The organism is Curtobacterium sp. LFS079 (assembly GCF_047977865.1).
In the GTDB taxonomy this organism is placed as follows: Bacteria; Actinomycetota; Actinomycetes; order Actinomycetales; family Micrococcaceae; genus Arthrobacter.
Map to the genome: position 1 here is coordinate 70,217 of NZ_JBFPFO010000001.1, position 24,561 is coordinate 94,777.

General features: G+C 65.9%; 21 protein-coding genes. 8 read left to right on the forward strand and 13 right to left on the reverse strand.

Translation table 11 applies throughout. From position 1 onward, the window contains the following. The first annotated feature begins 56 nt into the window (after positions 1-56). Positions 57-1,730, forward strand: coding sequence for an amidohydrolase (locus ACNQPB_RS00365; RefSeq protein ID WP_498748139.1), 1,674 nt, complete (start codon positions 57-59; stop codon positions 1,728-1,730). Between the two features lie 93 nt (positions 1,731-1,823). Here ACNQPB_RS00365 and ACNQPB_RS00370 read toward each other — a convergent pair whose 3' ends face one another. From ACNQPB_RS00370 to ACNQPB_RS00385, 4 genes are all read right to left on the reverse strand, one after another. Beyond that, on the reverse strand, positions 1,824-2,774 hold the full coding sequence (locus ACNQPB_RS00370; RefSeq protein WP_498748141.1) for a type IV toxin-antitoxin system AbiEi family antitoxin domain-containing protein: 951 nt from the start codon (positions 2,772-2,774) through the stop codon (positions 1,824-1,826). A gap of 143 nt (positions 2,775-2,917) precedes the next feature. Next, positions 2,918-4,129 carry an aminotransferase-like domain-containing protein gene (locus ACNQPB_RS00375; RefSeq protein WP_498748142.1) on the reverse strand — a complete coding sequence of 404 codons (1,212 nt, stop codon included), beginning with the start codon at positions 4,127-4,129 and terminating at the stop codon, positions 2,918-2,920. A 62-nt stretch (positions 4,130-4,191) separates the two neighbouring features. Further along, positions 4,192-5,511, reverse strand: coding sequence for a M20/M25/M40 family metallo-hydrolase (locus ACNQPB_RS00380; RefSeq protein WP_498748144.1), 1,320 nt, complete (start codon positions 5,509-5,511; stop codon positions 4,192-4,194). Positions 5,512-5,534: 23 nt separating this feature from the next. Further along, entirely contained in the window at positions 5,535-6,230 is a 696-nt protein-coding gene (locus tag ACNQPB_RS00385; RefSeq protein WP_498748146.1) for a TetR/AcrR family transcriptional regulator, read from the reverse strand. Positions 6,231-6,439: 209 nt separating this feature from the next. Between ACNQPB_RS00385 and ACNQPB_RS00390 the strand changes: the two genes are divergently transcribed. The 6 genes from ACNQPB_RS00390 (at position 6,440) to ACNQPB_RS00415 (ending at position 13,454) form a co-directional block, all read left to right on the forward strand. Further along, complete coding sequence (locus tag ACNQPB_RS00390; RefSeq protein ID WP_498748148.1) at positions 6,440-7,399, forward strand: ABC transporter substrate-binding protein; 960 nt, start codon at positions 6,440-6,442, stop codon at positions 7,397-7,399. Then, the gene (locus tag ACNQPB_RS00395; RefSeq protein WP_498748149.1) at positions 7,396-8,292 is read left to right on the forward strand and encodes an amino acid ABC transporter permease; all 897 of its coding nucleotides are present in this window, start codon (positions 7,396-7,398) and stop codon (positions 8,290-8,292) included. The genes ACNQPB_RS00390 and ACNQPB_RS00395 overlap by 4 nt, the downstream gene beginning before the upstream one ends. Before the next feature lie 5 nt (positions 8,293-8,297). Next, entirely contained in the window at positions 8,298-9,056 is a 759-nt protein-coding gene (locus tag ACNQPB_RS00400; RefSeq protein ID WP_498748151.1) for an amino acid ABC transporter ATP-binding protein, read from the forward strand. A 40-nt stretch (positions 9,057-9,096) separates the two neighbouring features. Then, positions 9,097-10,701 (forward strand): thiamine pyrophosphate-binding protein, encoded by a 1,605-nt coding sequence (locus tag ACNQPB_RS00405; RefSeq protein WP_498748153.1) that lies wholly within the window; start codon positions 9,097-9,099, stop codon positions 10,699-10,701. Between the two features lie 12 nt (positions 10,702-10,713). Then, positions 10,714-12,309 (forward strand): zinc-binding metallopeptidase family protein, encoded by a 1,596-nt coding sequence (locus ACNQPB_RS00410; RefSeq protein WP_498748155.1) that lies wholly within the window; start codon positions 10,714-10,716, stop codon positions 12,307-12,309. A gap of 221 nt (positions 12,310-12,530) precedes the next feature. Next, positions 12,531-13,454, forward strand: coding sequence for a trypsin-like peptidase domain-containing protein (locus ACNQPB_RS00415; protein WP_498748156.1), 924 nt, complete (start codon positions 12,531-12,533; stop codon positions 13,452-13,454). Positions 13,455-13,525: 71 nt separating this feature from the next. Here the strand turns inward: ACNQPB_RS00415 and ACNQPB_RS00420 are convergent, their stop codons facing one another. Further along, positions 13,526-14,134, reverse strand: coding sequence for a hypothetical protein (locus ACNQPB_RS00420; RefSeq protein ID WP_498748157.1), 609 nt, complete (start codon positions 14,132-14,134; stop codon positions 13,526-13,528). A gap of 125 nt (positions 14,135-14,259) precedes the next feature. Here ACNQPB_RS00420 and ACNQPB_RS00425 point away from each other — a divergent pair, with 125 nt between their 5' ends. Then, positions 14,260-14,763 (forward strand): hypothetical protein, encoded by a 504-nt coding sequence (locus ACNQPB_RS00425; RefSeq protein WP_498748159.1) that lies wholly within the window; start codon positions 14,260-14,262, stop codon positions 14,761-14,763. Between the two features lie 130 nt (positions 14,764-14,893). Here the strand turns inward: ACNQPB_RS00425 and bcp are convergent, their stop codons facing one another. From bcp to ACNQPB_RS00465, 8 genes are all read right to left on the reverse strand, one after another. Continuing rightward, the gene (bcp, locus tag ACNQPB_RS00430) at positions 14,894-15,361 is read right to left on the reverse strand and encodes a thioredoxin-dependent thiol peroxidase (RefSeq protein WP_498748161.1); all 468 of its coding nucleotides are present in this window, start codon (positions 15,359-15,361) and stop codon (positions 14,894-14,896) included. 66 nt (positions 15,362-15,427) lie between these two features. After that, positions 15,428-16,072, reverse strand: coding sequence for a winged helix-turn-helix domain-containing protein (locus ACNQPB_RS00435; protein WP_498748162.1), 645 nt, complete (start codon positions 16,070-16,072; stop codon positions 15,428-15,430). Between the two features lie 10 nt (positions 16,073-16,082). Then, positions 16,083-17,423: an allantoinase AllB gene (gene allB / locus ACNQPB_RS00440; RefSeq protein ID WP_498748163.1), complete on the reverse strand. Its 1,341-nt coding sequence runs from the start codon at positions 17,421-17,423 to the stop codon at positions 16,083-16,085. Continuing rightward, positions 17,416-18,612 (reverse strand): glycerate kinase, encoded by a 1,197-nt coding sequence (locus tag ACNQPB_RS00445; protein WP_498748164.1) that lies wholly within the window; start codon positions 18,610-18,612, stop codon positions 17,416-17,418. The genes allB and ACNQPB_RS00445 overlap by 8 nt, the downstream gene beginning before the upstream one ends. Positions 18,613-18,653: 41 nt before the next feature. Continuing rightward, positions 18,654-20,432: a glyoxylate carboligase gene (gene gcl, locus ACNQPB_RS00450; RefSeq protein ID WP_498748165.1), complete on the reverse strand. Its 1,779-nt coding sequence runs from the start codon at positions 20,430-20,432 to the stop codon at positions 18,654-18,656. 176 nt (positions 20,433-20,608) lie between these two features. After that, entirely contained in the window at positions 20,609-21,487 is an 879-nt protein-coding gene (locus ACNQPB_RS00455; RefSeq protein ID WP_498748167.1) for a 2-hydroxy-3-oxopropionate reductase, read from the reverse strand. 64 nt (positions 21,488-21,551) lie between these two features. Then, a complete protein-coding gene (locus ACNQPB_RS00460) occupies positions 21,552-22,352 on the reverse strand; it encodes a hydroxypyruvate isomerase family protein (RefSeq protein WP_498748169.1) in 801 nt (266 codons plus the stop codon). 880 nt (positions 22,353-23,232) lie between these two features. After that, a complete protein-coding gene (locus ACNQPB_RS00465; protein ID WP_498748171.1) occupies positions 23,233-24,336 on the reverse strand; it encodes a hypothetical protein in 1,104 nt (367 codons plus the stop codon). Positions 24,337-24,561 lie beyond the last annotated feature (225 nt).

Here is a 24,561-nt window from a genome sequence, read left to right on the forward strand (position 1 = left end):
GCCACGTCCATTAACAGCAGCGTCCATCAATCTTCAACACGCAAAGGTCTTTACCCATGTCACGCCTGGCATCCCACGAAACCTCCACCATCGCCCCCGCGGCGGCCCTCTTCCACGGCGGACGCATCCGCACCGTCGACGAACAGAACTCCACCGCGGAGGCGATGCTGGTCATCGGCAACCGGATCGCCGCCGTCGGGAGCCTGGAGCAGTGCCGCGCGGCGGCGAGTGAACTGACAGCGGCGGCCCCCGCCGTCGTCGACCTCCAGGGCCGCACGCTGGTGCCCGGCTTCATCGACCCGCACGCGCACCCGCTTATGTACGGGCAGCTGCTGTCCTGGGTGGACTGCGGGCCGGACGCCGCGCCGGACATTCCCACCATGCTTGCGCTGCTCGCGAAAGCGGCTGAGGAAAATCCCGGTGATACGCCGATCCGCGGCTATGGCTACGAGCACCGCAACCTGGCCGAACGCCGCCACCCCACGCGCCAGGAGTTCGACACCGTCTCCACCACCCGCGAGGTGTACGTGATGAACGCCAGCGGCCACGGCGGCGTCGTCAACAGCTACGTGCTGGAGCAGGCGGGAATCGGCAAGGACACCCCCAACCCGCCCGGCGGCACCTTCTTCCGGGACGCCGACGGCTCCCTGACCGGTGAGCTTTCGGACGCCGCCTGCGACATCCTCACCGGCGCGGAGGGCGTGAAACTGGGCCACCACGGGCCCAACTTCCACCTCGGCGACAGCAAGGAACAGCACCGTTCCCAGCTCCTGCACGCCCAGCGGGAATTCCTGAGCCACGGTGTCACCACGATCGGCGATTGCCAGGTGACCAAGCGCGAATTCGGGGCCTACCTGGACCTCGTGGAACGCGGCGAGCTGGTGGCTCGGGTGAATGCGTACTTCCTGTCGAGTCTGCTGGACGAGGTGCTGGAGCTGGGCCTGGTGGACAAGTTCGGCGACTCCCTGTTGTCCTTCGCCGGGATCAAGCTGTACGCCGACGGCACGCTGGGCGGCTGGACGGCGTACTTCCCCGAGGGCTACCGGGACGATCCCTGCCGCACCGGGTCGCTGTACCACGAGCCGGCGGAATACAAGGCGCTGGTGGCCAAGGCCCACGGTGCCGGCCTGCAGACCGCCACCCACGCCCAGTCGCCCACGGCCATCCAGCTGGTCCTCGATGCCGTGTCCGCCGCGCTTGAGGCGTCGCCGCGGGAGGACCACCGCCACCGGATCGAACACTGCGGCCTGCCCACCCTGGAGCAGATCGACAGGATGGCTGAGCTCGGGATCATGCCCGTCAACCAGCCGCAGCACTACTACAACTGGGGACCGGGGGTCACCGACGCCATCGGTTCGCCGGGGGAGCGCTTCAACCCGCTGGGCGAATTCGTGGCCGCTGCCGTGCCGGTGACCATGAGCTCGGACGCGCCCGTGGCCGACCCCCGCCCCCTCGAAGCCATCCAGACCTCCGTCACCCGGCTGACCCGCTCCGGCGTGCAGCTGGGCGGGGACCAGCTGAAGATCGACGCCGTCGAGGCCCTCCGCGCGCACACCATCAACGGCGCCCGCGCCATGGGACGCGAGCACGAACTCGGTTCCCTGGAACCGCACAAGCTCGCCGACTTCGTGATCCTCGCGGCCGACCCGCTGGATGTGGCCGAGGGCGAGATCAGCGGCATCGGCGTCGTGGAGACCTGGGTCAACGGCGTGCGGGTGTACGGGGGCTAGGGATTCTCCTGGCGGGCTGCCCATTTAGACGGTTCCCGCACCACTAGACGGTGGCCATCGTCTACTGGTGCGGGAACCGTCTAATTGGCCGAGCTAAGCAGCTTTGCCATACGGGCGCTCGCCGAGTGCGCGGAGGACGCGTGCCTTGAATTCCTGTTCGTGGAAGAGGTCTTTCCACTGGATGCGGATGAAGCACCAGCCGTCTTCCATGAGGGCTTTTTCCCTGAGCCGCTCCTGGAAGATCACCTTTTCCGTGGGCTTGTAGTCGAAGTACTTTGCCTTGCCGTCGAATTCCAAAGCGATTTTCAAGTCCTTCCACGCGAAGTCCATGCGGTGGAGCCCTTCGCGGCTGGACACCTCCACCTGAAGGTCGGGCATGGGCAGTTTCAGGCGTGCCAGCAACTCCCGGGTGAGGGTTTCCCCGGGTGATTCCGACCGCTGGTCTGCGTTCTCGAGCGCCCGCCGGAAGGTTTTGACGCCGTTTCGCCCGGCGAGCTTGGCGCAGGCTTCGCGGAGTTGGTCCATGTCAGCGCCAAGCCGCAGTGCATGGTCTACCAGGATGAGGGCCTGCTTGTAGTTGAGCATGAGGCAGCAGTCCACGACTGTACGCTCGAGGGACGTGCAGGGCAGCCCGTCGATCTTCACGATCTCCCTGCCGGACAGCACCCGGGTGTGCGCCACGACGTCGGCGCCATGGGACACCGGCGAAGGGGCGGTGCCTTGGGTCAGGTGGATGTGTCCGTCGACGTTCCAGAGTTTGAGCCGGTGCAGGCGTGCGGCAGAGGTATGGCTGTACGCGAAGCCGCCTTTCGAAGTGCACAGGGTGCCGTGGGCATGGGCGGCGATGAGGAGCCGGCACTGTCCCGGTTTGTCCAGCTCGGCCCAGGCGGCTGCCCGGGCGTAGCAGCCCCGGCGCAGGCGGACGATGTCATTTTCGGAGACCAGCCGCCTGATGGTTGGCCAGGTGAAGCCGGCCTGGATCAGTTCTTCCGTGCGCCAGAGGTCTGAGCCGGCGGGCAGTTGCGGCAATTCACGGCGTGGCATGGATCCAGAATCCGTGGCCGGAGCGGGCCTCGCGACTCCGAAACAGCACTATGTGGAAAACCCGAATAGACGGTTCCCGCACAGTTCGACGGCGGCCACCGTCTAGTGGTGCGGGAACCGTCTAATCGGCGGGGTGGCCAGGGCTACACACTCCGGATGGCCTCGCCCAGGCGCCGCACGCCTTCGGTGAGCTGCTCCTCGTCTGCGAAGGAGAAGGCGATGCGCAGCTGGTTGGTGCCGCCGCCGTCGGCGTAGAACGCACTGCCGGGGACAAACACGACGCCGGCATCAATGGCGGCGGCCAGCACCTGTTCGGTGTCGATCCCCTCAGACAGGGTCACCCAGGTGAAGAAGCCGCCGGTGGGCGTGGTCCAGCGGGTGCCGTCGGGCATGTGGGCTGCGAGGGCGTCCAAGGTGGCCCGGCAACGCGATGCGTACACGGAGCTGTAGGAAGCGATCTGTCCGCGCCAGTCGAAGGAGGAAATGTAGTTCTCCACCAGCAGTTGGCTCAGGACGGATGGGCAGATGGTGGTGGCCTCGGAGGCGATCTGCAGGCGCCCGCGCACGTCCTCGGGGGCAACCACCCAGCCCACGCGCAGGCCCGGGGCGAAGATCTTGGAGAAGGAGCCCAGGTAGAGCACGTTCTCCGGGTCCAGGCTGTGGAGGGCGGGTGCGGCGGAACCTTCGAAAGAGAGCAGCCCGTAGGGGTTGTCCTCCACGATCAGCACGCCCTCGGCCCGGCAGACCTCCACCACGCGCTGCCGGCGTTCCGGGGACAGGCTGATGCCGGAGGGGTTGTTGAAGTTGGGGATGGTGTAGAAGAACTTGATGGTCTTGCCCGCTGCCTTGAGCCCGGCGATGACTTCCTGCAGGCGTTCCGGATTGACCCCATGTTCATCCATGGCAACGTGCGCCACCTCGGCCTGGAAGCCTTCGAACACACCCAGCGCGCCCACATAGGTGGGGCCCTCGGCGATCACCACGTCGCCCGGGTCGCAGAACAGCTTGGTCACCAGCTCCAGCGCCATCTGGGAGCCGGCGGTCACCTGGATGTTCTCCGGGCGAGCGGTGACGCCTTCAAGTTCCATGACCTGGCAGATCAGGGCCTGCAGTTCCTCCGTCCCGGCCCCGGATCCGTACTGCAGGGCCTCCAGTCCGCGCTCGGCGACGACGGCGCGCGCCAGGTCCGCGATGCCCTCCACCGGCAGGGCCGGCAGGTACGGGTTGCCGCCGGCCAGGGAAATCATGCCTGGCTGCATGGAGACGTCGAAGACGGCCCGCACCGGGGAGGGCTGGAAGCCGGCCGCGCGGGCAGCCATCTTGTCCAGGTGGGAGGGGGTGGCGGTGACGGTCATGGTGGATCCTTTACTAGGTCGGTTGAGGGGCGCGTCGGTGCGCCCCGCAGGAAAAAAGGAAACTACTGGGCGGCCAGGAAGCGCAGCAGGATACGCGTGCCGGCTTGGAGCGCCGATACCGGAACACGTTCATCGATGCCGTGGAACATCGCCGCGAAGTCGAAGCCAGCGGGCAGGCGCAAGGGCGAGAATCCGTAGCAGTTGATCCCCAGCCGCGAGAACGCCTTGGCATCCGTGGCGCCCGAGATGACGAACGGCAGCCCATGCCCTTCAGGGTCAACGGCGGTGATCGCCTCCCGCATGCAGTCCAGCAGGGCGCCTTCCGCGGGTGCTTCGAGCGAACGCCCTTCTTCCCAGCTCACCTCGATACCCGGGCCGACGAGCTCCATGAACTGCTCCTTGAAGGCATCATCGGTGCCGGGCGCGATCCGGCAGTCCACGGTGGCAACCGCCGTCCCGGGGACCACGTTGGTCTTGTATCCGGCGTGGAACTGCGTGGGCGCGGTGGTGGTCCGCAGCCCCGGGAGGAGCATTGCGGCGAGCGGCCCCAGGGAGGCGAGCTCGTCGTCGAGCCTGTCCGGATCCAGCGGCCGGCCCAGCGCGGACTCCAGGCCCGCCACCATCGCCGTCACAGTACCGCTGTGGACCAAGGGCCACTGGTGCCCGGCAATCCGGGCCAGGGCGGCGGAAAGGCGGGCGACGGCGTTGTCCTGGTTGGGAACGATCGAGCCGTGGCCGGTGCTCCCGTTGGCCGTGAGCGTGGCCCAGGCGACGCCCTTCTCCGCGACACCCAAGAGGTAAAGCCGCAGCTCAGCGGCTACTTCCAGGGAGAATCCGCCGACTTCCCCGATGGCTTCGGTGACGCCGCTGAACAGATCCGGGTGTTCCTCGACCAGGAAGGCGGCTCCGTGTTCGCCGGCGACTTCCTCGTCCGCCACGAAGGCCAGCACGATGTCCCGCCGCGGCACGAAACCTTCCCGGCGCAACTGCCGCACGGCAGCCACGGTCATGGCGACCATGTCCTTCATGTCCACAGCGCCGCGGCCCCAGATGCAACCGTCCCTGAGCTCGCCGGAGAACGGATCCACGGACCAATCGTCCGGGTCCGCCGGGACCACGTCTGTGTGTCCGTGCACCAGCAGGGCCGGGGCTCCGGGCTCGCTGCCCTTGATCCGGACCACCAGGTTGCCGCGGCCCGGCACCTTTTCGAGCAGCTCGCCGCGGAGCCCGACGTCGGCCAGCAGTTCCCGGAGCAGCGCGGCGCAGCGGGACTCGCCGTCGCCCGTGGTGGCGGGATCGCCGGTGTTGGTGGAGTCGATGCGGATCAGCTCGCGGCAGATCTCCACGGCCTCGGCGGCCATGCGGCTGTAGCGTTCCTCCACAGCGGTCCTTTCCTGACGGTGGGCTAGCGTGCGTCCACGAGTTTGGAGCGCTTGTTGCGGATGAATTCTTCGGCATCGATGCCGAATTCCCGGGCCGCGAACCGGTGCAGCGTGGTGACCAGTTCGTCCGGGGACGTGGCGTGGATGCCGTTCAGGGCCTGGATGGAGAGCCCGTCGATCGTGGCGAGGAGCAGCGTGGCCAGCTCGTCCACGTCGATGGAGGGCCGCAGGAGTTTCTCCCCGGCGGCCTCCTCCAGGGCCCGTACGAACAGCCCGCGCCAGGAATTCCACACGGAGGCCACGCTTTCGCGGATCTCTGCGTTCTTGTGTGCGGCGGCGTAGATCTGCAGCCAGAATCCCCAGGCTTCCTCGAACGGGGTGTCGCCCTGGATGGAGAAGGTCAGGAGGTCGTGGAGCCGTTCCAGGGCGTTGGCGCCGCGGTCGTAGATGCGCTGCCATTCGGCCAGGGATTCCTCGATCCGGTACTCCACGGCCGCGCCGATCAGCCGCTCCCGGTGCCGGAAATAGTGCTGGATCATGCCGATGCTGTAGCCGGTGGCTTCGGAGAGCTCAGCGAAGGAGCACCCCTCCACGCCGCCGCGCGCAATGACCTGCGAGGCATGGTGCAGGATGCTGGCGCGGCGCTCGGCCATGGCCTCCGCCGTGACACTCCGGGTGCGCTTGGCCCCGGCCGCTTCCTTCACTGCTGCTTCCTTCATGCCCCTGCTCCTTTGGTGCTTCCCGACGGCGGTGGTTCCGGCGGCTTCGTTCCCTGCGGGCGCTTTGTGGGCGCCCTTGTCCGTCTCCACGATGGTGCCACGTAACCCGCCGCTGTTCCGGTGGAAGTCCCTTGACAGGTATTGTGGCTGATCTCACAATAAGTTGAACATATTGTTATTTCAACCCGAAGCGAACTGGAGATCCCCCAATGATGCTCAAAGGCGTACAGCGGACGCTCATCGCGGCAGCCGCCATCAGTTTCCTTGCGCTGACCACGGCCTGCACCAACACCGAAGGCCCCTCCCCGGCCGCCGGCAGCAACGGCGCTGCAAACGGACAGGGCGCAAAGAGCGGCCAGGAACTGGCGCAGGCCGTGCAGGCCGATCCGAAGGTCCAGGAACTCGTCCCCGCCGGCATCAAGTCCAAGGGCAAGCTGACCCTGGTCACGGACCCCACCTACGCGCCTATCGATTTCACGGACGAAAAGGGCAACATCGTCGGCCTGGAGCCGGACATGGCGCTGGCCGTGGCCAAGAAGATGGGCGTGACCATCGCCATCGAAAAGGGCGACTTCAACGGCATCATCGCGGGCATTGAAGCCAAGCGCTACGACGCCTCCTGGGCCGCCTTCTCCATCACCGAGGAACGCAAGGCCAAGGTCAACATGGTCAGCTTCATGCAGGGCGGAACCTCCGTGATGGTCCGCAAGGGCAACCCCTTGGGCATCAACTCCGAACTGGACCTTTGCGGCAAGACCGTAGCGGCCCAGACCGGCACCACCCAGGCACTGAACGTCCTTCCCGCCTTCGACAAGAAGTGCGTGGACGCCGGCAAGGACAAGCCCACCGCCCTCCTGCTGCCCCAGCAGGACAACGTCAACCAGTCCGTCACCGCCGGACGCGCCCAGGCGCTCATCGCGGACAACGCCCTTACCGCCTACTACGCCAAGATCCAGCCGGACGCCTTCACCTCGGTGGACTCGATCCTGGTGGAGCCCTCACTTTCCGGCGTGGTCAGCACCAAGAACGACGGCGGCCTGGCCCAGGCGTTCCAGGCGGCCATCCAGTCGCTCATGGATGACGGCAGCTACGCCAAGATCATGGAGTCCTGGAACCTGAAGTCCGGCATCGTGAAAAAGGCCGAGGTCAACCCGACGGTGGGGTCATGACCGTGACCGAACGGACCGCCGTCGCCGAATCCCGGCCGGACTTCGCGGAGCTTGCCTCCCGGCCGGTGCTCAAACGCAAGCGTCCCGGGCAACTCATTGCCATGGTGGTGGTGGGGCTGTTCGCGCTCATGGGCTCCTACATCATCGTCACCAACCCGGGCTTCGGCTGGCCCACCGTGGCCAAATACTTGTTCGACGTCCGCATCCTCAACGGCCTGCTCACCACGATCGAACTCACCGTCATCGCCATGATCCTGGGCTTCGTGATCGGCCTGGTGGTCGCCGTCATGCGCATGTCCGACAACGGACTGCTGCGCGGAGTGGCCGGGGCGTACATCTGGTTCTTCCGCGGCACCCCGCTGCTGGTGCAGATGCTCTTCTGGGGCTTCGCCGCGGTGCTGTTTCCCACCATCGGCATCGGCATCCCGGGCGGACCCATGCTGGTGGAGTGGAACACCAACGATGTGCTGCCGCTCTTCGTGGCCGGCATCCTGGGCCTTGGCCTGAACGAGGGCGCCTACATGGCCGAGATTGTGCGCGCCGGCCTCATGGGCGTGCCCGCCGGGCAGTCCGAGGCCTCGCACGCCATGGGCTTCAGCCGCATGGAAACCCTGCGCCACGTGGTGATCCCGCAGGCCATGAAGATCATCCTGCCGCCGGTGGGCAACGAGACCATCTCCATGCTCAAGACCACCTCGCTGGTGATCGTGATCGGCGTCGGCGACCTCCTCTACAACGCCCAGCAGATCTACGCCCGCAACCTGCAGCAAATCCCGCTGCTGATCGTGGCAAGCCTCTGGTACATCCTGCTCACCACCCTCCTCTCCCTGGTGCAGTCGCGCATCGAGAAGCGGTACTCCCGGGGCAACGTGCTCCAGGCACGAAAGGCATAAGCTCCATGTCCGAAGTCCAGTTCCTCAATGTGCACAAGGATTTCTCCGGGGTGGAGGTCCTCAAAGGCATCAACTTCACCGTGCAGGCCGGGCAGGTGGCCTGCCTGATCGGGCCGTCCGGTTCCGGCAAGTCCACCCTGCTCCGCTGCGTCAACCACCTGGAAACCACCAGCTCCGGCACCATCCTGGTGGGCGGCCGGATGATCGGCTACGAAGTCCACGGGGACCGGCTCATCGAGGCCCACCAGAAGGACATCAACAAGCGCCGTTCCAGGATCGGCATGGTGTTCCAGTCCTTCAACCTCTTCGGCCACATGACCGCCCTGGAGAACGTGATGATGGGCCCGGTCAAGCTCCTCAAAGTGCCCCGCGAGCAGGCCGAAACGGAGGCCCGCGAACTCCTGGCGAAGGTGGGCCTGGCCGAGCGCACCGGCCACTACCCGGCCCAGCTTTCCGGCGGCCAGCAGCAGCGCGTGGCCATCGCCCGGGCGCTGTCCATGAAGCCGGACCTCATGCTCTTCGACGAGCCCACCTCGGCCCTGGACCCCGAACTGGTGGGCGAGGTGCTGGACGTGATGAAGGCCCTGGCCCGCGACGGCATGACCATGATCGTGGTCACCCACGAGATGGGCTTCGCCCGCGAAGTGGCGGACGTGGTGGCGTTCATGGACGGCGGCGTGATCGTCGAGGCCGGCGATCCCCGGGAGATCATCTCCAACCCGCAGCACGAACGCACCAAGGCCTTCCTCTCCAAAGTGCTCTGACTACCCGTGCTCTGACCACCACAGATTCAAAAGGACCCCCATGACCATCCCTGGCAACAACGTCGGCCTCGCCGTCATGACCACGCTGCGGAATTACGGGATCGACACGATCTTCGGCATTCCCGGCACCCACAACCTCGAGTTCTACCGGCACCTGAAGCCGCTGGGCATCTACCCCGTCACCAACCGCCATGAGCAGGGGGCCGGGTACGGCTCGGACGGCTGGAGCCAGCTCACCGGGCTTCCCGGCGTCGTGATCACCACCTCCGGGCCCGGGCTGCTGAACGCGCTGTCCGCCGCGGCCACCTCCTACTGCGAGTCCCGGCCCATGATCATCCTGTCCCCGGGAGCCCCGCGCGGCAGCGAGTTCTCGGACATCGGCCTGCTGCACGAAACCCGCGACCCCACCGGCGCGGTCCGTGCCCTGATCGTCCGCAGCACCCGCGTGGCCAGCGGCAGCGAGGCCGTGGAGCTGATCCACGAGGCCTTCGCGTTCTTCGCCCACGGACGCCCGCGGCCCGTGCATATCGAGATCCCGCTGGACGTGCTGGAAGGCCCCAGCGACGTTCCGGAAAGCGCGCTGGAGGCCCGCCCGCTGGGCGCTCCGAAGCGGGCCGACGACGACGCCGTCGCCGCCGCCGCAGACATCCTCCGCCGGGCGTCCAACCCGGTGATCCTGGCCGGCGGCGGCTCGCTGGGAACCGGCGGCGGTTCAGGAAGCGGCGCGCTGCTGGCGCTCGCCGAGGCACTGCAGGCGCCGGTGGTCACCACCATCAACGGCAAGGGCGCCATTCCCGAAACCCACCCGCTTTCGCTGGGCTCGGAAGTCCGGCTCGCCGCCGCCCAGGACCTCTGCAACGGTGCCGACGCCCTGCTGGTGGTCGGCTCCAAGGTGGGGGAGTCCGAGCTCTGGGGCGGCAAGATCGTCCCGGAGGGCAAGTGCATCCGGATCGACATCGATGCGGTCCAGCTGAAATGCAACCTGGTGCCGGATATCGGGCTGGAAGGCAATGCGGCCGCCGTCGTGCCCCAACTGCTTGCCGCGCTGAAGGGACACGAGCCGGGCACCGCACCTGAACTGAACGGGCTGCGGCAGCGGCTGCGTGCGGAGGCCCGGAGCATGGCGCCGGTGCTGTCGCAGATCAACGAGATCCTTGCCGAAGTGCTGCCCGCGGACACGGTGGTTGCCGGCGACTCCTCGCAGATCACCTACTTCGGCACCACCTCGTTCTTCCCCATGCAGCAGCCGCACCAGCTGCTGTACACCCCGGCGTACGCCACACTCGGCTACGGGCTGCCGGCGGCCATCGGGGCCAAGGTCGCAGCCCCGGACCGCCCGGTGGTGTGCCTGCTGGGCGACGGTGCGCTGATGTTCGCGGTGCAGGAATTCATCACGGCCGTGGAGCAGGGCGTGGACCTTCCGATCATCTGCGTCGATAACGGCGGCTACGGCGAGATCAAGCAGAACATGGCGGACCGCGACCTGGAACCGGTGGGCGTGGAGCTGGCTCAGCCGGACTGGGTGCGGATGGCCGAGGGCTTCGGGCTGACCGGCTTCGCGGTGGAATCCCTGGACGATCTCGCCGCCACCGTGAAGCAGGCCATGGCCGTCAAGGGACCCAGTCTGGTTCACGTAAGCATCTGAGGGGGAAACAACATGAGCGAGTTGAAAAAGACCGCCTGGGACTGGGTGGAGGGGCGGAAGGCCGAGCTGTCCGCCTGGCACAGCACCATCTGGGATCTGGCGGAGCCGGCCTGGCGCGAATACGAATCGTGCGCCTGGTACGTGAAGACTCTGCGCGGGCACGGATTCACGGTGGAGGAAGGCAGCGCGGGCATGCCTACCGCCTTCGCCGCCGAATGGACGTCTCCCGCCGGGCCGGGCCCGCGGATCCTGGGCTACGCCGAATACGATGCCATCCCCGGCAACTGCCAGGCGGCGTCCACCAAACGTGAACCGCGCCAGGGAATGTCACGTTTCGCTCCGGGCCACACGGATCCGCATTCGGCGCTGGGCATCTCCACGCTGGCCGGGTTCCTCGCGGCCAAGGACGCCATGGAGCGGCACAACATCCCCGGCACGCTCGTCTACACGGGCGAGCCGGCGGAGAAGGTGCAAGGCTCCAAGGTGGTCCACGGCTTGCGCGGCTACTACGACAACCTTGACGCAATCATCTCCTACCACCCCTTCTACATGCTGCCGCTGTGCAACACCGCCCGCTGGGACACGCACTGCGGGGCGTACTACAGCAAGATCTACACCTTCACCTGCGACAACCCGGAGGACTGGAACAACACCTACGGGGACAGCCCCATCCCGTCCTCGCACTCGGCCGCCCGGGCGCCCGGCGCGGACGCGGCCCTGTTCACGATGTTCTCGCTCACCAAGACCACGCAGGATTCGATGCTCCCGCAGGCCGGCGGCTGGTCGCTTTCCGAAGCGATCCTCACCGCGGGGCAGGCGACGGCGGATAACCAGCCCGCGGGCCTGGCCCAGATCCAGTACTCCTGGCGCTGTCCCGGCGTCGCCGAGGCGGACTCGGTGCTCGCGGTGCTGGACCGGAACGCCGAACTGGCCGCGGCGGCGTCGCACTGTACCGTCAGCTCGCGCTGGGTGGCACGCAACCGCCCCGGCATCGCCAACCGCACGGTGGCGCAGCTGGCGTGGGAGAACATTGCCGCCGTCGGCGCCCCGGTGCTGGATGAGCGGGCCAGGGAGATCGGCCGCGAAATCCAGACCTCCTGCGGCGTGGAGCCAATGGAGGACCCCTTCCATCCGGCGACGGCGGAGCTCATCAGCCCTGCCGACGCGGAGGCCGAGCTGCGCCGCCACATCCCGGCCACCCAGCTGAACTGGACCAGCGACGACTACGTGGAAATGACCTGGTACGCGCCCACCATCCGTTTCTACACGGCTCGTCCCACGCTGGCGCCGTCGCCCGACGGAAAGCCCTACCCGGGCTGGGCCATGACCGCGCTGGGCGGCATCCCCGAGACCATCGACCCCACCATCACGGCCACAGGCAAGATGGTGGCCGGCATGGTGCTGGACCTGCTCACCTCGCCTGGCGTTCTGGCCCAGGCCAAGGCCGAGTTCGACGCCGAGAAAGCCCGCCGCGGTGCCGTGCCGCCGCTGCTGCCTGCCGATTTCAGCGCGCCCACGGACTTCCGCTGGCCCGCGTATGTGGGCTCGGGGCCGGGCCGTGACTGGTGGATCCCGGTGTCCGAGGAGGCCTGGAACACCGCCGGGTAACCTGGCGTGGGCCCGGGCGCGGGCCCCTTGGTTGCCTTTGCCGCAGCGCAGGCCTACCATCCTGTTACAGCTTGTAACGTAATTAAACGGACCGAGTCACACTCCCCGCGCGAGCCGCACCATGGGGGGTGTGCTCGGTCCGTCATCGGGTCTTCCGGGCCGGGCAGCGGCACCGCCGGAGGGCATGGGGGAAGCCGCACTCCTTGAGAGGCGTTACTGCCATGAGCCCTGCTGAAAATACTCCAAGCGATGCTGCACTGATCGAGGCCGCCAAGCCTTGGCTGTCGCGGCCCAATATTGTCGGCTTGGACGTCGGCACGAAAACCGTTAATGGCCAGGCGACGGATGAGCGCTCGATTGTGGTCCATGTGGTGAAGAAAGTGCCCGCAGCCCAGCTTGGCGAGGATGACTTCCCCATTCCGGAAGCGTTCGCCGCCCACGTGTTGGACGCGGATGGTGCGGTGCTGGACGTCACCGTCCCCACGGACGTCGTCGAGGTCGGCGAGCCGCGGCTCGACGTCAACAACGAGAGGATCCGGCCAGCCGAGGGCGGCTACCAGATCAAGGCTGAAAACATGCCCGGGACCGGCACGCTCGGCGTCAACATCGTGTGGGCGTCCAAATACCGGCTGATGACGAACAACCATGTCATCGCCTGCAACACCAATGCGGGTGCCGACGTCTACCAGCCGAGCATCGGGGCGAACAACAAGATCGGCGTCGTCAACGGATTCATTCCCGTGGTCACCTACCCCACCTCCACCGAGCCGTATCCGCACTACAACACCCAGGATCTGGCCTGGACGTACCTCACGCCGTTGGTGGGGTCCCCTGAAATCACGCAGATCGGCACCCCCAGCGGCGTCCGCGCCCCAGTGCCGGGGGAATCAGTCGTGCTGGTCGGCAAGGAAACCGGCACCATCCGGAAGGCAAAGATCTCCAGCCTGGTCTACGCGACGACACTTCAGTGGCCGGCTCCCGGCAGCTATGCCTGGTTCGATACGTTCATTCGCCTTGATGCCAAGGTCACCGTGCCTGGTGATTCGGGATCGGCCTACGTGGCCCTCTCTGACGGCAAGGTGGTAGGCATCCACGTGGGCAGCAACGCCGCCTTCTCTTACGGCTGCCAGCTCGCGCCCTACTGATCTGGACCCCTACTGATCTGGCGCTTCTATTCGACGTCGGAGTGCGCCAAGGTGGCGGTAGCTGTCGCCGCTCAGTCCGCGGGAATCTCCGTCGGGCTGCAGTCCGCGGACGTCACCGGGACGCTGAGGCGCACGTAGGCCATGCCTTTCGACTCGATCCGAAGGGCGGCACCGGCGTCGTCCTTGCTGCTGGCAACCAGCCAGCCGCCCGGCACTTTGTCCGTTCCGCCGAATGCTTCAAAACCGTGCTTTGCGAGCACCGGATCGGCGGCGGCGAAGACATCGTGGAACTTCTTCGAAGGTTCCACGATGTCCCTGGGGCTTTTCATTTTGGCCAGGAACAGCATGCAGGTCCCGTCGCTCCGGCGCTGCATGGTGGCCGGGGAGTCGACGTTCCAGCTGATGCCGGGCAGCTTCTTTTCCAGCGCCGCTACGACGTCGGTCCGCACGGCTTCGTATTTTGCGAAGCTTTCTGCCACGGGTCCGGCGCCGGCGGGAGAGGATGCGCTGGGGCTGCCGGAAGGCTGCGGGGCGGCCGGCCCGGTGCAGGCCGCCAGGGGCGCGGTTCCCAGAAGCGATAGGGTCGCCGCGAAGGCAAGGCGGCTCCGGCGTCGTGCGTCATTCGATCCCGTGCAGTCCATGTTTCCCCCGGTTTCCGGTACGTACAGTCCTCCAGCCATCCTTGCACGGTTCCGCGGACAGCCGCGATGGGCAGGGCAGCCCACGGCAGGGCGCAGCCTTGCGGCAGATGCCGGCTGGGCGTAGCTTCTAGGGACTTGATGGGTTCGGCCGCATGGGGGCGGACATGTTTGCGGTGAAAGCAAGAAGCAAGACCGTTCTGTACTTTTCCTTGGCGCTTGTGTTGTTGCTGGCACCGGCCTGCACCCCGGAACAAGCACCGCCCGCGGGGATTCCGAAGTCCCTCTGGGATCAGGGAACGCCCGATCCCTTGAAGCCAGAGGGGTTTGCCCCCGGCCAGAAAACGCCAGACCCAGCTCCCCTCGTCGACTCCTACCGTCAGGACGAGGACCACATCAGGGACTGGCGCTTGCTGTCGATCGATGACAGCGGCACGCACTTGGTGATCCGGTATTCCTGGGGCGGAGGCTGTGACGGGGACCGGGGTGTCCTTGTTGCACAGACTGACTCTGCCGTGGCCATCGTCCCGATCTACCGACCGAGCACCACCGCGATTCCATGCCCAGCGTTCTTGCCTCTACATGACGGTGCCATCACCCTGGACAAGCCGCTGGGGGACAGGAAACTGCTGCATCTTCCGGGTGACGGATTGCTGCCACCGCAAAAGTAGGGCTGCTTCAGGGAGTCCGTCCTGACCTTCTTTGAAACGCGAACTGCCCCGACACTCCGTGGATGACGGTGTGTCGGGGCAGTTGCTGCGCAAAGAAGGTCAGGAAGCGCGGCGCGAAACGAAAGGAGAACTAGACGCCGAGTTCTTCCTTCAGCTCGGCGACGTGGCCCTGGGCCTTCACCTGGTACTGGGTGAGGACAACGTTGCCCTCGCCGTTGACAACCACGGTGGAGCGGACCAGGCCGTCCACCACTTCGCCGTCCACCAGCTTCTCGCCCCAGGCGCCGTAGGCCAAGGCCACGGCGTGGTTCTCGTCGGAGAGCAGCGGGAAGGTGAGTGCGAATTCGTCAACGAAGCGGGCGATCTTCTCCGGCGCGTCCGGGGAGATGCCCAGGACTTCGTAGCCGGAGCCCTGGAGGCTGGCCAGGCTGTCGCGGAAGTCGCAGGCCTCCGTGGTGCAGCCGGGGGTGGAAGCCTCCGGGTAGAAGTACACGATCACGTTGCGGCCGCGGTAATCGGAAAGCGAAACCTTCTGGCCGGTGGAGTCGAGCAGGGCGAAATCGGGGGCCTGGGTTCCGGCGAGGAGTTTCTGGGTCATGTTGTGATCCTTGACTAGTCGGGTAACCGCCGTGGCCGGCGATCTCTCATACAAATAACGGTCTGCCTAGATGCAGTATTCCGCCGGCCCGCGCACTGTGGACCCGGGTCCGGGCACAAATTGGTAACCGCCGCCGCGTACTGTGGCGATGGCGTTGCGGGCTGAGCCCAGCTTGCGCCGGACGCGTCCAACATACACGTCGATCGAACGGAACGCCGCGCCGGGGCAGTCGAGTGACTCCAGGAAGCGTTGCAATTCTTCACGCGGGATGGGACGGGAAAGGTTCTCCACGAGGTAGCGCAGGAGCTTGTGCTCCATGAACGTGAAGGTGACCGGGACGCCGTCGAGCAGCACGGTGTCCGCTGCCAGATCCACGGCGAGGCTGCTGCGCCGGCCGGACAGGGCGATCGGCTGGGCGACGACGCCGGACGCGGCGCCGTGCCGCAGGTGCAGCTCGGCCTGGGGAGCCAGCCGGCGGGCCCGGGCGAGCACCGCTTCCGCGGCCTTGGCCCAGATCTCCGGGTCAATGTCCTGGCCTGCGGCGGGCTCCACCCAGACGGCCAGGCCGCGGGCCTGGACCCCGGGAGCCAAGCCGGGGCGGACGCCGGGGTGGTGGCCCGGCCGGGCACCCGCCAAGGGGCCCGGGTGATGGCCGGCGCGCAAGGCCTGGCGCGCGCCGGCCGGCGGAAGCGTATGGGCGTTGACGGCCATCGCGTGCGCCTTAGACGCCGCCGCGGCGGATCAGCTTTCCGCCGGGAGTCTGGCCGTCCACCACCGAGCCCCGCAAGTAGGTCTTGCGGACGACGCCGGACAGCGCCTTGCCGTCGTACGGCGTGATGGGGTTCTTGTGCTTGAGCTTCTTGACGTCCACCACGAACGCTTCGTCCGCTGCGAACACGGAGAAGTCGGCGTCGTATCCGAGCGCCAGCTGGCCCTTGTTGGACAGGCGGGCCAGGGCGGCGGGCTTGGCGGACATCCAGGAGACCACTTGCTCGAGGGTGATGCCGCGGTGGCGTGCCTCGCTCCAGATCAGGGACAGGCCCAGCTGCAGGGAGGAGACGCCGCCCCAGGCCACGGCGAAGTCGCCGTTTTCCAGGTCCTTGAGGTCAAGGGTGGAGGGGGAGTGGTCCGAGACGATGCAGTCGATGGTCCCGTCTTCCAGGCCCTTCCACAGCAGTTCGCGGTTGGATGCCTCGCGGATGGGCGGGCAGCACTTGTAGGCGGTGGCGCCGTCGGGGATTTCCTCGGCCATGAGGGTCAGGTAGTGCGGGCAGGTCTCAACGGTGAGGTTGACGCCGTCGCGCTTGGCCGAAGCGATCATGGGCAGGGCGTCCGAGGAGGACAGGTGCAGGATGTGCGCGCGGGCGCCGGTCCAGCGGGCACGTTCGATGACCTCGGCGATCGCCTTGTTCTCGGCACCGCGGGGGCGGGAGGCCAGGAAGGTGGCGTAGTGGTCGCCGCCCGGGTGCGGGGCGTGGTCGATCGCGTGGGAGTCCTCGGCGTGGACGATCATGAGCGAGTCGAAGGACTTCAGCTCGCGCATGTCCTCTTCCATCTCGTCCGGGTCCAGGTGCGGGAATTCGTCCACACCGGAGTGCAGCAGGAAGCACTTGAAGCCGAACACACCCTCGTCGTGCAGCGGGCGCAGATCGGCCTTGTTGCCGGGGATCGCGCCGCCCCAGAATCCGACGTCGATGAACGCCTGGTCCTCGGCCACCTCGCGCTTGAGCTTGAGGCCTTCCACGGTGGTGGTGGGCGGGATGGAGTTCAGCGGCATGTCGATGATGGTGGTGACACCTCCGGCTGCCGCGGCACGGGTGGCGGAGGCGAAGCCTTCCCACTCGGTGCGGCCGGGCTCGTTGACGTGGACGTGGGTGTCCACGAGGCCCGGGATGAGGGTTTCATCGTCGGCCAGGTCGATGACTTCGCCGCCGGCAAGGCCGTTGCCGAGCGGTTCGATGGCGGCGATCACGCCGTTGCGGACGCCGACCTCGCGGGCGGCGATGCCAGCAGTGGTGAGGATCCGCTTGCCACGGATGACCAGGTCAAAGCTTTCAGACATTGAGAGACTCCTTCGTGCGGGACGTAGCCGCCAGCTGTTCGCCGATGGTCCGTCCCAGCTTTTCGAGCAAGGTTCCTGCTTCCCTTATACATACTTCGACGTCGGATTCAATACTGGTCAGGGGAAGGACCTGACGGAATCCCGAGTCGCTTTGCTGCTCCTGGCTCAGGGTGGTCCGGCCGCAGACGGCCACTGCGGGAATGCCCGCGGTTTCCGCTGCACGGGCCACGCCCATGGGGGTTTTGCCGAGCAGGCTTTGTTCGTCCAGGCTGCCTTCGCCGGTGATCACCAGGTCGGCACCTGCCAGCTGTGCGGCGAGCCCGGTGAATTCGAGGACGACGTCGATCCCCGGCCGGCGTGCCGCACCCAGCACTGCGATGGCGGCGTAGCCCACGCCGCCTGCCGCGCCCGCGCCCGGTGCCTCCGCGGCACGTCCGGCGCGGTCGCCGATCTCTTCGCCGAGGACCTCGACGAACCGGGCAAGTGCGGCGTCCAGCACTGTGACATCTTCCGGCGTCGCGCCCTTCTGCGGACCGAACACCGCCGGGGCGCCGAGCGGCCCGCGGAGGGGATTGTCGACGTCGGACGCCAGCACGAAGCGGCTGTCCTCCAGCCGGACGTCCAGGCCGGAGAAGTCGATGCCGGCCAGGCGGGCCAGCGCGCCGCCGCCGGGTTCGAGTTCGTTGCCGTCGGCGTCCAGCAGCCGGGCGCCGAGGCCCTGCAGAACGCCGGCGCCGCCGTCGGTGTTCGCGCTGCCGCCGACGCCGAGGATGATCTTCCGGCAGCCCAGGTCCAGGGCGGCGCGGATGAGTTCGCCGGTGCCCAGGCTGGTGGCTTCCTTCGCCGTGGAGCTGCGGTTTTCCGGAAGCAGCGCGCCGTCCGGGAGGAGGGCCAGCCCGGAGGCCGCCGCCATTTCGATGACGGCCTGGTTGCCGCGGACCGCGAAGTCCGCCGTCACCGGCGTGCCCAGCGGGCCGGTGACCGTGGCGCTGCGGCGGGTGAAGCCTGAGCCGACGGCGGCGTCGAGGGTTCCCTCGCCGCCGTCGGCCACCGGAATGAGTGAGGTCTCCAGTGTGTCCGCGACACCGGCCGCGGCGAAGCCGGCCTTCAGGCCGTCCGCCAGGTGCCGGGCGACCTCGGGCGCGGACAGTGAGCCCTTGAACTTGTCCGGGGCGATGACCACACGCATTCCGTACCTCCTTGTACTTTCCTGTTTGGTGCGTTCCGCGATTAGTCCAGCAGCGCGATGATCGCGGTGGGGGCGTCCTCGCCGCGCTCGGCCAGTTCTTCGAACTCGTTCACGCCGTCGATCTCAACACCCATGGAGATGTTGGTGATCTTTTCCAGGATCACTTCGACCACCACGGGAACCTTGAATTCCTCCATGAGCGCCTTGGCCTTGTCGAAGGCGGCGGGCAGGTCGGAGGGGTTTTCCACGCGGATGGCCTTGCAGCCCAGGCCTTCGGTGACCTTGACGTGGTCCACGCCGTAACCGTTGGTTTCCGGCGAGTTGATGTTCTCGAACGCCAGGGAGACGTTCTGTTCCATCTCGAAGCCGCGCTGCGACTGGCGGATCAGGCCCAGGTAGGAGTTGTTCACCACCACGTGGATGTACGGCAGGTTGAACTGTGCGCCCACGGCCAGTTCTTCGATCATGAACTGGAAGTCGTAGTCACCGGAGAGGGCAACAACGGTCTCGCCCGGCTTGCCGCGCACGACGCCGAGGGCGGCCGGAGCGGTCCAGCCCAGCGGGCCTGCCTGGCCGGCGTTGATCCACTTGCGCGGGCCGAAGACGTGCAGCAGCTGCGCGCCGGCGATCTGCGACAGGCCGATGGTGGTCACGTAGGTGGTGTCCTTGCCGAAGGACTTGTTCATCTCTTCGTAGACGCGCTGCGGCTTGATCGGCACATTCTCGAAGTGGGTCTTGCGCTGCAGGGAGCCCTTGCGCTTGGTGCAGTCGGCAACCCAGGCGGAGTAGTCCGGCAGGCTTGCTGCGGCTTTACGTTCGCGGGCGATTTCCAGCAGGCCGTCCAGGGCGGCACCGGCGTCGGACGCGATGCCGAAGTCGGGGGAGAACACGCGGCCGATCTGGGTGGGCTCGATGTCGATGTGCACGAACTTGCGGCCCGCGGTGTAGGTGTCCAGGCCGCCGGTGTGGCGGTTGGCCCAGCGGTTGCCGATGCCGATCACGAAGTCGCTCTGCAGGAGCGTTTCGTTGCCGTAGCGGTGGGAGGTCTGCAGGCCCACCATGCCGGCCATCAGCTGGTGGTCGTCCGGGATGGCGCCCCAGCCCATCAGGGTGGGGATGACCGGAACGTTCAGGATCTCGGCCAGCTCCACCAGCTGCGCGGAGGCGCCGGCGTTGATGATGCCGCCACCGGCGACGATCAGCGGACGCTCTGCGGCGGTGAGCATGTCCAGGGCCTTTTCCAGCTGCTTACGGCTGGCCTTGGGCTTCTCCACGGGGAGCGGTTCGTAGGTGTCGATGTCGAATTCGATCTCGGCCATCTGCACATCGAAGGGCAGGTCCAGCAGCACCGGGCCCGGGCGGCCGGAGCGCATCAGCTGGAAGGCCTTCTGGAAAGCGCCAGGAACCTGGCCCGGTTCCAGGATGGTCATGGCCATCTTGGTGACCGGCTTGGCGATGGACTCGATGTCCACGGCCTGGAAGTCTTCCTTGTGCAGCTTGGCAACGGGGGCCTGGCCGGTGATGCAGAGCATCGGGATGGAGTCGGCCCAGGAGGCGTACAGGCCGGTGATCATGTCGGTGCCGGCGGGGCCGGAGGTGCCGATGCAGATGCCGATGTTGCCGTCCTTGGCGCGGGAGAAACCGTCGGCCATGTGGCTGGCGCCTTCAACGTGGCGGGCCAGGGTGTGGCGGATGCCGCCGTGCTTGCGCATGGCGGAGTAGAAGGGGTTGATTGCCGCGCCGGGCAGGCCGAACGCCTCGATGGCGCCTTCCTTTTCCAGGATGGCGACTGCCGCGTCAACGGTGCGCATCTTTGCCATTGTGTGCTCCTTGAAAGTCTGTTTGTTTGCCCCTGCGCGGGGCGGTTTTGGGTGTACTGAGGGAAGGCCCCGCGGTTTCGGGGGCCTTCCTGCCCGTTGAGTGCTCAGTTCTGGTGGCTTATTCCGCGGAATGCCCGCCACAACTGAGCACTCAACTTGGCTTACTTACGGCTCGGTTACTTGCGGCCGCTGAGCTGCAGGACCTGCTTGAAGAGTCCCGAGTGGTCCAGGCCGCCGTCGCCCTGGTTGACAGTGGCGGCGACCAGCTGGGCGACAGCTGCGCCGAGCGGGATGGAGACGTTGGCCTCGCGGGCTGCGGAGGTGACGATGCCCATGTCCTTGTGGTGCAGGGCGAGGCGGAAGCCGGGGTCGAAGTTGCGGTCGAGCATCTTCTGGCCCTTCTGGTCCAGGACCTTGGAGCCGGCCAGGCCGCCGCCGAGGACCTTGAGGGCGGCGTCGGTGTCCACGCCGTAGGCCTCGAGGAAGGCGATGGCTTCACCGAGGACCTCGATGTTGACGGCCACGATCAGCTGGTTTGCAGCCTTGACGGTCTGGCCGGAGCCGGAGGGGCCAACGTGCACGATGGTCTTGCCGACGGCGTTGAGGACAGGCTGTGCTGCCTCGAAGTCTTCAGCGGAACCGCCCACCATGATGGACAGGACGGCGTCGATGGCGCCCTGCTCGCCACCGGAGACCGGGGCGTCCAGCGGACGGATGCCGGCGGCCCTGGCGGCTTCGGCGAGGCGGACGGCGACGTCCGGGCGGATGGAGGAAGCGTCGATCCACAGGGTGCCCTGCTTGGCGTTGGCGAACACGCCTTCTTCGCCGCTGACGACACCCTCGACATCGGGGGAGTCCGGCACCATGGTGATGACGACGTCGGCGTCCTTCACGGCGTCCGCGATGCTGGTAGCACCCTTGCCGCCTTCGGTGACGAGCTTGTCGATCTTGTCCTGGCTACGGTTGAAACCGGTGACGGTGTGGCCGGCCTTGACGAGGTTGATGGCCATGGGCAGGCCCATGATTCCGAGGCCGATGACTGCAACGTTGCTCATTGTGAATCCTTTGCTGAAAAGTCTTTGTTAACTCAGGTGTGCTGGTTGGCTTGGTGGGCCGCTGTTAGCGGGAGGCGCGTTCGCGGATGGCCCAGGCGAAGGCGGTTTCCTGCGGTTCCTTGTACTCAAGGCCGATGTAGCCTTCGTAGCCGAGTTCGCGGCTGCGCGCGATCCATTCGCCGAGCGGGAGTTCGCCGGTGCCGGGGGCGCCGCGGCCCGGGTTGTCGGCGATCTGGATGTGGCCGAAGTCCTTGGCGTGGTTCTCGATCACGGCGGCGACGTCGTCGCCGTTGACTGCCAGGTGGTAGAAATCGGCCAGCAGCTTGACGTTTTCGACGCCGGACTCTTCCTTGACGCGGGCGATGACGGCGAGTGCATCCTGCGCCGTGAGGAGCGGGTACTTTGGTGCGCCGCTGACCGGTTCGAGGAGGACGATGCCGCCGATGCGGGCCACGCCCTGGGCTGCCTTGGCGAGGTTCTCGGCGCCGATGGCGTCCTGCTCTTCGGCGGAGACGCCGTCAACGCGGTTGCCGTAGAGGGCGTTGAAGGCCTTGCAGCCCAGGCGCTCACCGATCCCCGCAACAACGTCGATGTTGTCCTGGAATTCGGAAGAGCGGGCGGGCCAGGAGACCAGGCCGCGGTCGCCGCCGGGCATGTTACCGGCGTTGAAGTTCAGGCCGGTGAGCTGCACGCCGGCGTCCTTGATGGCGTTTTCGAACTTCGTCGTTTCTGCATCCGACGGGACGGAGGTGTCGAACGGCCACCAGAACTCGACGGCGTCAAAACCGGCAGCCTTGGCGGCGGCCGGGCGCTCGAGCAGGGGCAGCTCCGTCAGCAGGATGGAGCAGTTCACTGTGTACGTCATCGTAGGTGTCCTTCCGAGGAGGGGCTTTGGATCGTGGTTCCGCTTCAGCTTCTTCTTAGGTTTCCGCTTTGTGGAATTTAGATTCTGCTTTATGAAAAGTGTAGGGAAGGTGGGGTGGGGGAGTCAAGGGGTGACGTGGGGAGGCGTGGTTTGGGATACCAAGGTGGCCGGCAGCAGTTACACTCCATTGGCCTTCTAATGGATCACGCCGACAACTCTTGCCTCTGGCCGAACCTCGTCTCAGGGTTCATTATGGCGAACAGAAGGTTCCGGGCCCCTGTGCCTATTGGAGGTTGACATGGAGTTCACGGCTGAAGGTCTAGCTGGAACAGGGTTCGGTGGATTTGTCCCCTTCGTAGCGCTGGAAGAATCTATGCCTGGGCTCCTCACTCAGGGCGTCTACGCCGTGCTACGACCCCCTCAAGAAGGAGTGCGGCTCAACAAGGCAAGTTCAGGATTCTGGCACCAAGGCAAAGACCCTGCCTACTCGCTGGCGAACTTGCAACCCAGATGGGAGTTGCCGACGCCCGTCCTGTATTTAGGTAAGGCCGGTGGAATTAGTGGCGGTACTACTCTGTGGGGGCGATTGAGTCTTTACCGACGCTATGGCGCCGGCGAGGACGTGACTCATCGGGGTGGGCGGGCCATTTGGCAGGTTGAGGAAGCGGTGACCCGGCTCGTTGTTTGCTGGGCTCCAACACCTGGCTTTGATCCGGAATGCGTTGAGTCAGGTCTGCTCCAGCTCTTCAAGACTGAGTACGGGGCGCTCCCCATGGCTAATCAGCGACAGGGCCGGAAATGCCCGCATGATCCGCCGTGCTCTTGGCCGGGCGCGTTCGTGTGACCTTCGCAAGGTCCGCAGCTTCGTCTTACAGCAGGGTTAGGGGCAGGCTTGACGATGTGGCTGACCCAGAGATAAGTCAGGTGATTCCAGTAGATCGAGCAAATCTGACGCGCTTTCAATCATTCGTGTTCCGTACTCTTGACTGAGCCGCGCCGATCTTGCGGTGTGCGTCCAGTGCTTGTCGAGCCAGATTGCATCACAATAAGGCAATGCCAGAGAAGCGGCGAGGATGTCGCCTCGATCATGCTGCTTATAGCGATAGTTCGGGTTAGCCAAGGACTGGTACTCCAGTTCGACCTTCGTATTTGCGGTTGGAACATGATTCACAAATGCTATTCCTCGCGGGGGGCCGGTGAAATATTTCCTGAATGCTGTCTCAGTACCGAACTCTTCAACCACGAGGTCTCTCATGGCCGCGAGTTCTCTCTGGATGAGGAGCCGGTACATGAAGGATGAGTCGCTGTTGACGAACTTTACGAACGGATTCACCTGATTCTTGTGGTCCGCGAATTCAGTGCCAATGCGATGACCTGGACGATAGTCAATTCCTTCGATGTCGTACGAATCATCGATGCCGACAAGGTTCAACCATTCCCACATTCCTGGTTCGCATTCGCGGGCGAGAGTTGCGAACGACTCAGGAACGGGAGCTGCTTCGCCTTCTTCGGATTCCTCTGTAGCGAGTGTTTCGACGAAGCGAAATCTTCCGGTGCTAGATCCGAAAGCGTGATTCGCGCCGGAGCCTAGGATGAAGGACCGTTCGATAGAGCTGATCGAGGGACGTGGACCACTTGCGAAGTGCTCGACAGCTAGCCTGATTTCCTCCGCTTGAACGCTGTGGGCAGCCTTCAGAGTCACGTACTTCGTGAAGTCGCGCATGACCCTTGCGATATCGGATCGAGATCCGTGCTCGCGTCTGTGCCAAAGTTCGAGGTAATTGGTCGCGGAAAGGGCGATTTGGATCTTCTTGGAGTGGCAATGCTCTTCAAGGGCTTGATGCAATTTCCAGTATGGCCCCAGTCTCGACTTCCGCGCCTTGGCAAGTTCGATCCAGACGAATTGGTCGAAATAGAGAAGGAAGGCTTCGTGGTTCGGTTCTGCGGGCTCCACGAAGTCTTCGGGCAGTAGGTTCTTCGTCACTTGACCATAGTCTCAGAATTGGGAGGTCTTCGTGCCGGATTGTTGAAGCGGACCGTGAGGTAAATTTCTCTGACGGCGGTCTGGCGGGTATTATGGTTGTCCGTTTTGGGCATATTGTTCGCAGTGGCGAAGCCGTCCTATTCGTGATCAGGTGCCCCTTGCTGAAGCTTGAATACAGGGCGTGGAGGGTTACCGTGGCGCAGGCTCCCCAGAAGATCCAGCCTG

Coding starts and splice junctions, on each gene's coding strand:
- ACNQPB_RS00365 (WP_498748139.1), top strand. CDS start 57: ATGTCACGCCTGGCATCCCACGAAACCTCCACCATCGCCCCCGCGGCG.
- ACNQPB_RS00370 (WP_498748141.1), bottom strand. CDS start 2,774: ATGCCACGCCGTGAATTGCCGCAACTGCCCGCCGGCTCAGACCTCTGG.
- ACNQPB_RS00375 (WP_498748142.1), bottom strand. CDS start 4,129: ATGACCGTCACCGCCACCCCCTCCCACCTGGACAAGATGGCTGCCCGC.
- ACNQPB_RS00385 (WP_498748146.1), bottom strand. CDS start 6,230: ATGAAGGAAGCAGCAGTGAAGGAAGCGGCCGGGGCCAAGCGCACCCGG.
- ACNQPB_RS00390 (WP_498748148.1), top strand. CDS start 6,440: ATGATGCTCAAAGGCGTACAGCGGACGCTCATCGCGGCAGCCGCCATC.
- ACNQPB_RS00395 (WP_498748149.1), top strand. CDS start 7,396: ATGACCGTGACCGAACGGACCGCCGTCGCCGAATCCCGGCCGGACTTC.
- ACNQPB_RS00400 (WP_498748151.1), top strand. CDS start 8,298: ATGTCCGAAGTCCAGTTCCTCAATGTGCACAAGGATTTCTCCGGGGTG.
- ACNQPB_RS00405 (WP_498748153.1), top strand. CDS start 9,097: ATGACCATCCCTGGCAACAACGTCGGCCTCGCCGTCATGACCACGCTG.
- ACNQPB_RS00410 (WP_498748155.1), top strand. CDS start 10,714: ATGAGCGAGTTGAAAAAGACCGCCTGGGACTGGGTGGAGGGGCGGAAG.
- ACNQPB_RS00415 (WP_498748156.1), top strand. CDS start 12,531: ATGAGCCCTGCTGAAAATACTCCAAGCGATGCTGCACTGATCGAGGCC.
- ACNQPB_RS00420 (WP_498748157.1), bottom strand. CDS start 14,134: ATGGCTGGAGGACTGTACGTACCGGAAACCGGGGGAAACATGGACTGC.
- ACNQPB_RS00425 (WP_498748159.1), top strand. CDS start 14,260: ATGTTTGCGGTGAAAGCAAGAAGCAAGACCGTTCTGTACTTTTCCTTG.
- bcp (WP_498748161.1), bottom strand. CDS start 15,361: ATGACCCAGAAACTCCTCGCCGGAACCCAGGCCCCCGATTTCGCCCTG.
- ACNQPB_RS00435 (WP_498748162.1), bottom strand. CDS start 16,072: ATGGCCGTCAACGCCCATACGCTTCCGCCGGCCGGCGCGCGCCAGGCC.
- allB (WP_498748163.1), bottom strand. CDS start 17,423: ATGTCTGAAAGCTTTGACCTGGTCATCCGTGGCAAGCGGATCCTCACC.
- ACNQPB_RS00445 (WP_498748164.1), bottom strand. CDS start 18,612: ATGCGTGTGGTCATCGCCCCGGACAAGTTCAAGGGCTCACTGTCCGCG.
- gcl (WP_498748165.1), bottom strand. CDS start 20,432: ATGGCAAAGATGCGCACCGTTGACGCGGCAGTCGCCATCCTGGAAAAG.
- ACNQPB_RS00455 (WP_498748167.1), bottom strand. CDS start 21,487: ATGAGCAACGTTGCAGTCATCGGCCTCGGAATCATGGGCCTGCCCATG.
- ACNQPB_RS00460 (WP_498748169.1), bottom strand. CDS start 22,352: ATGACGTACACAGTGAACTGCTCCATCCTGCTGACGGAGCTGCCCCTG.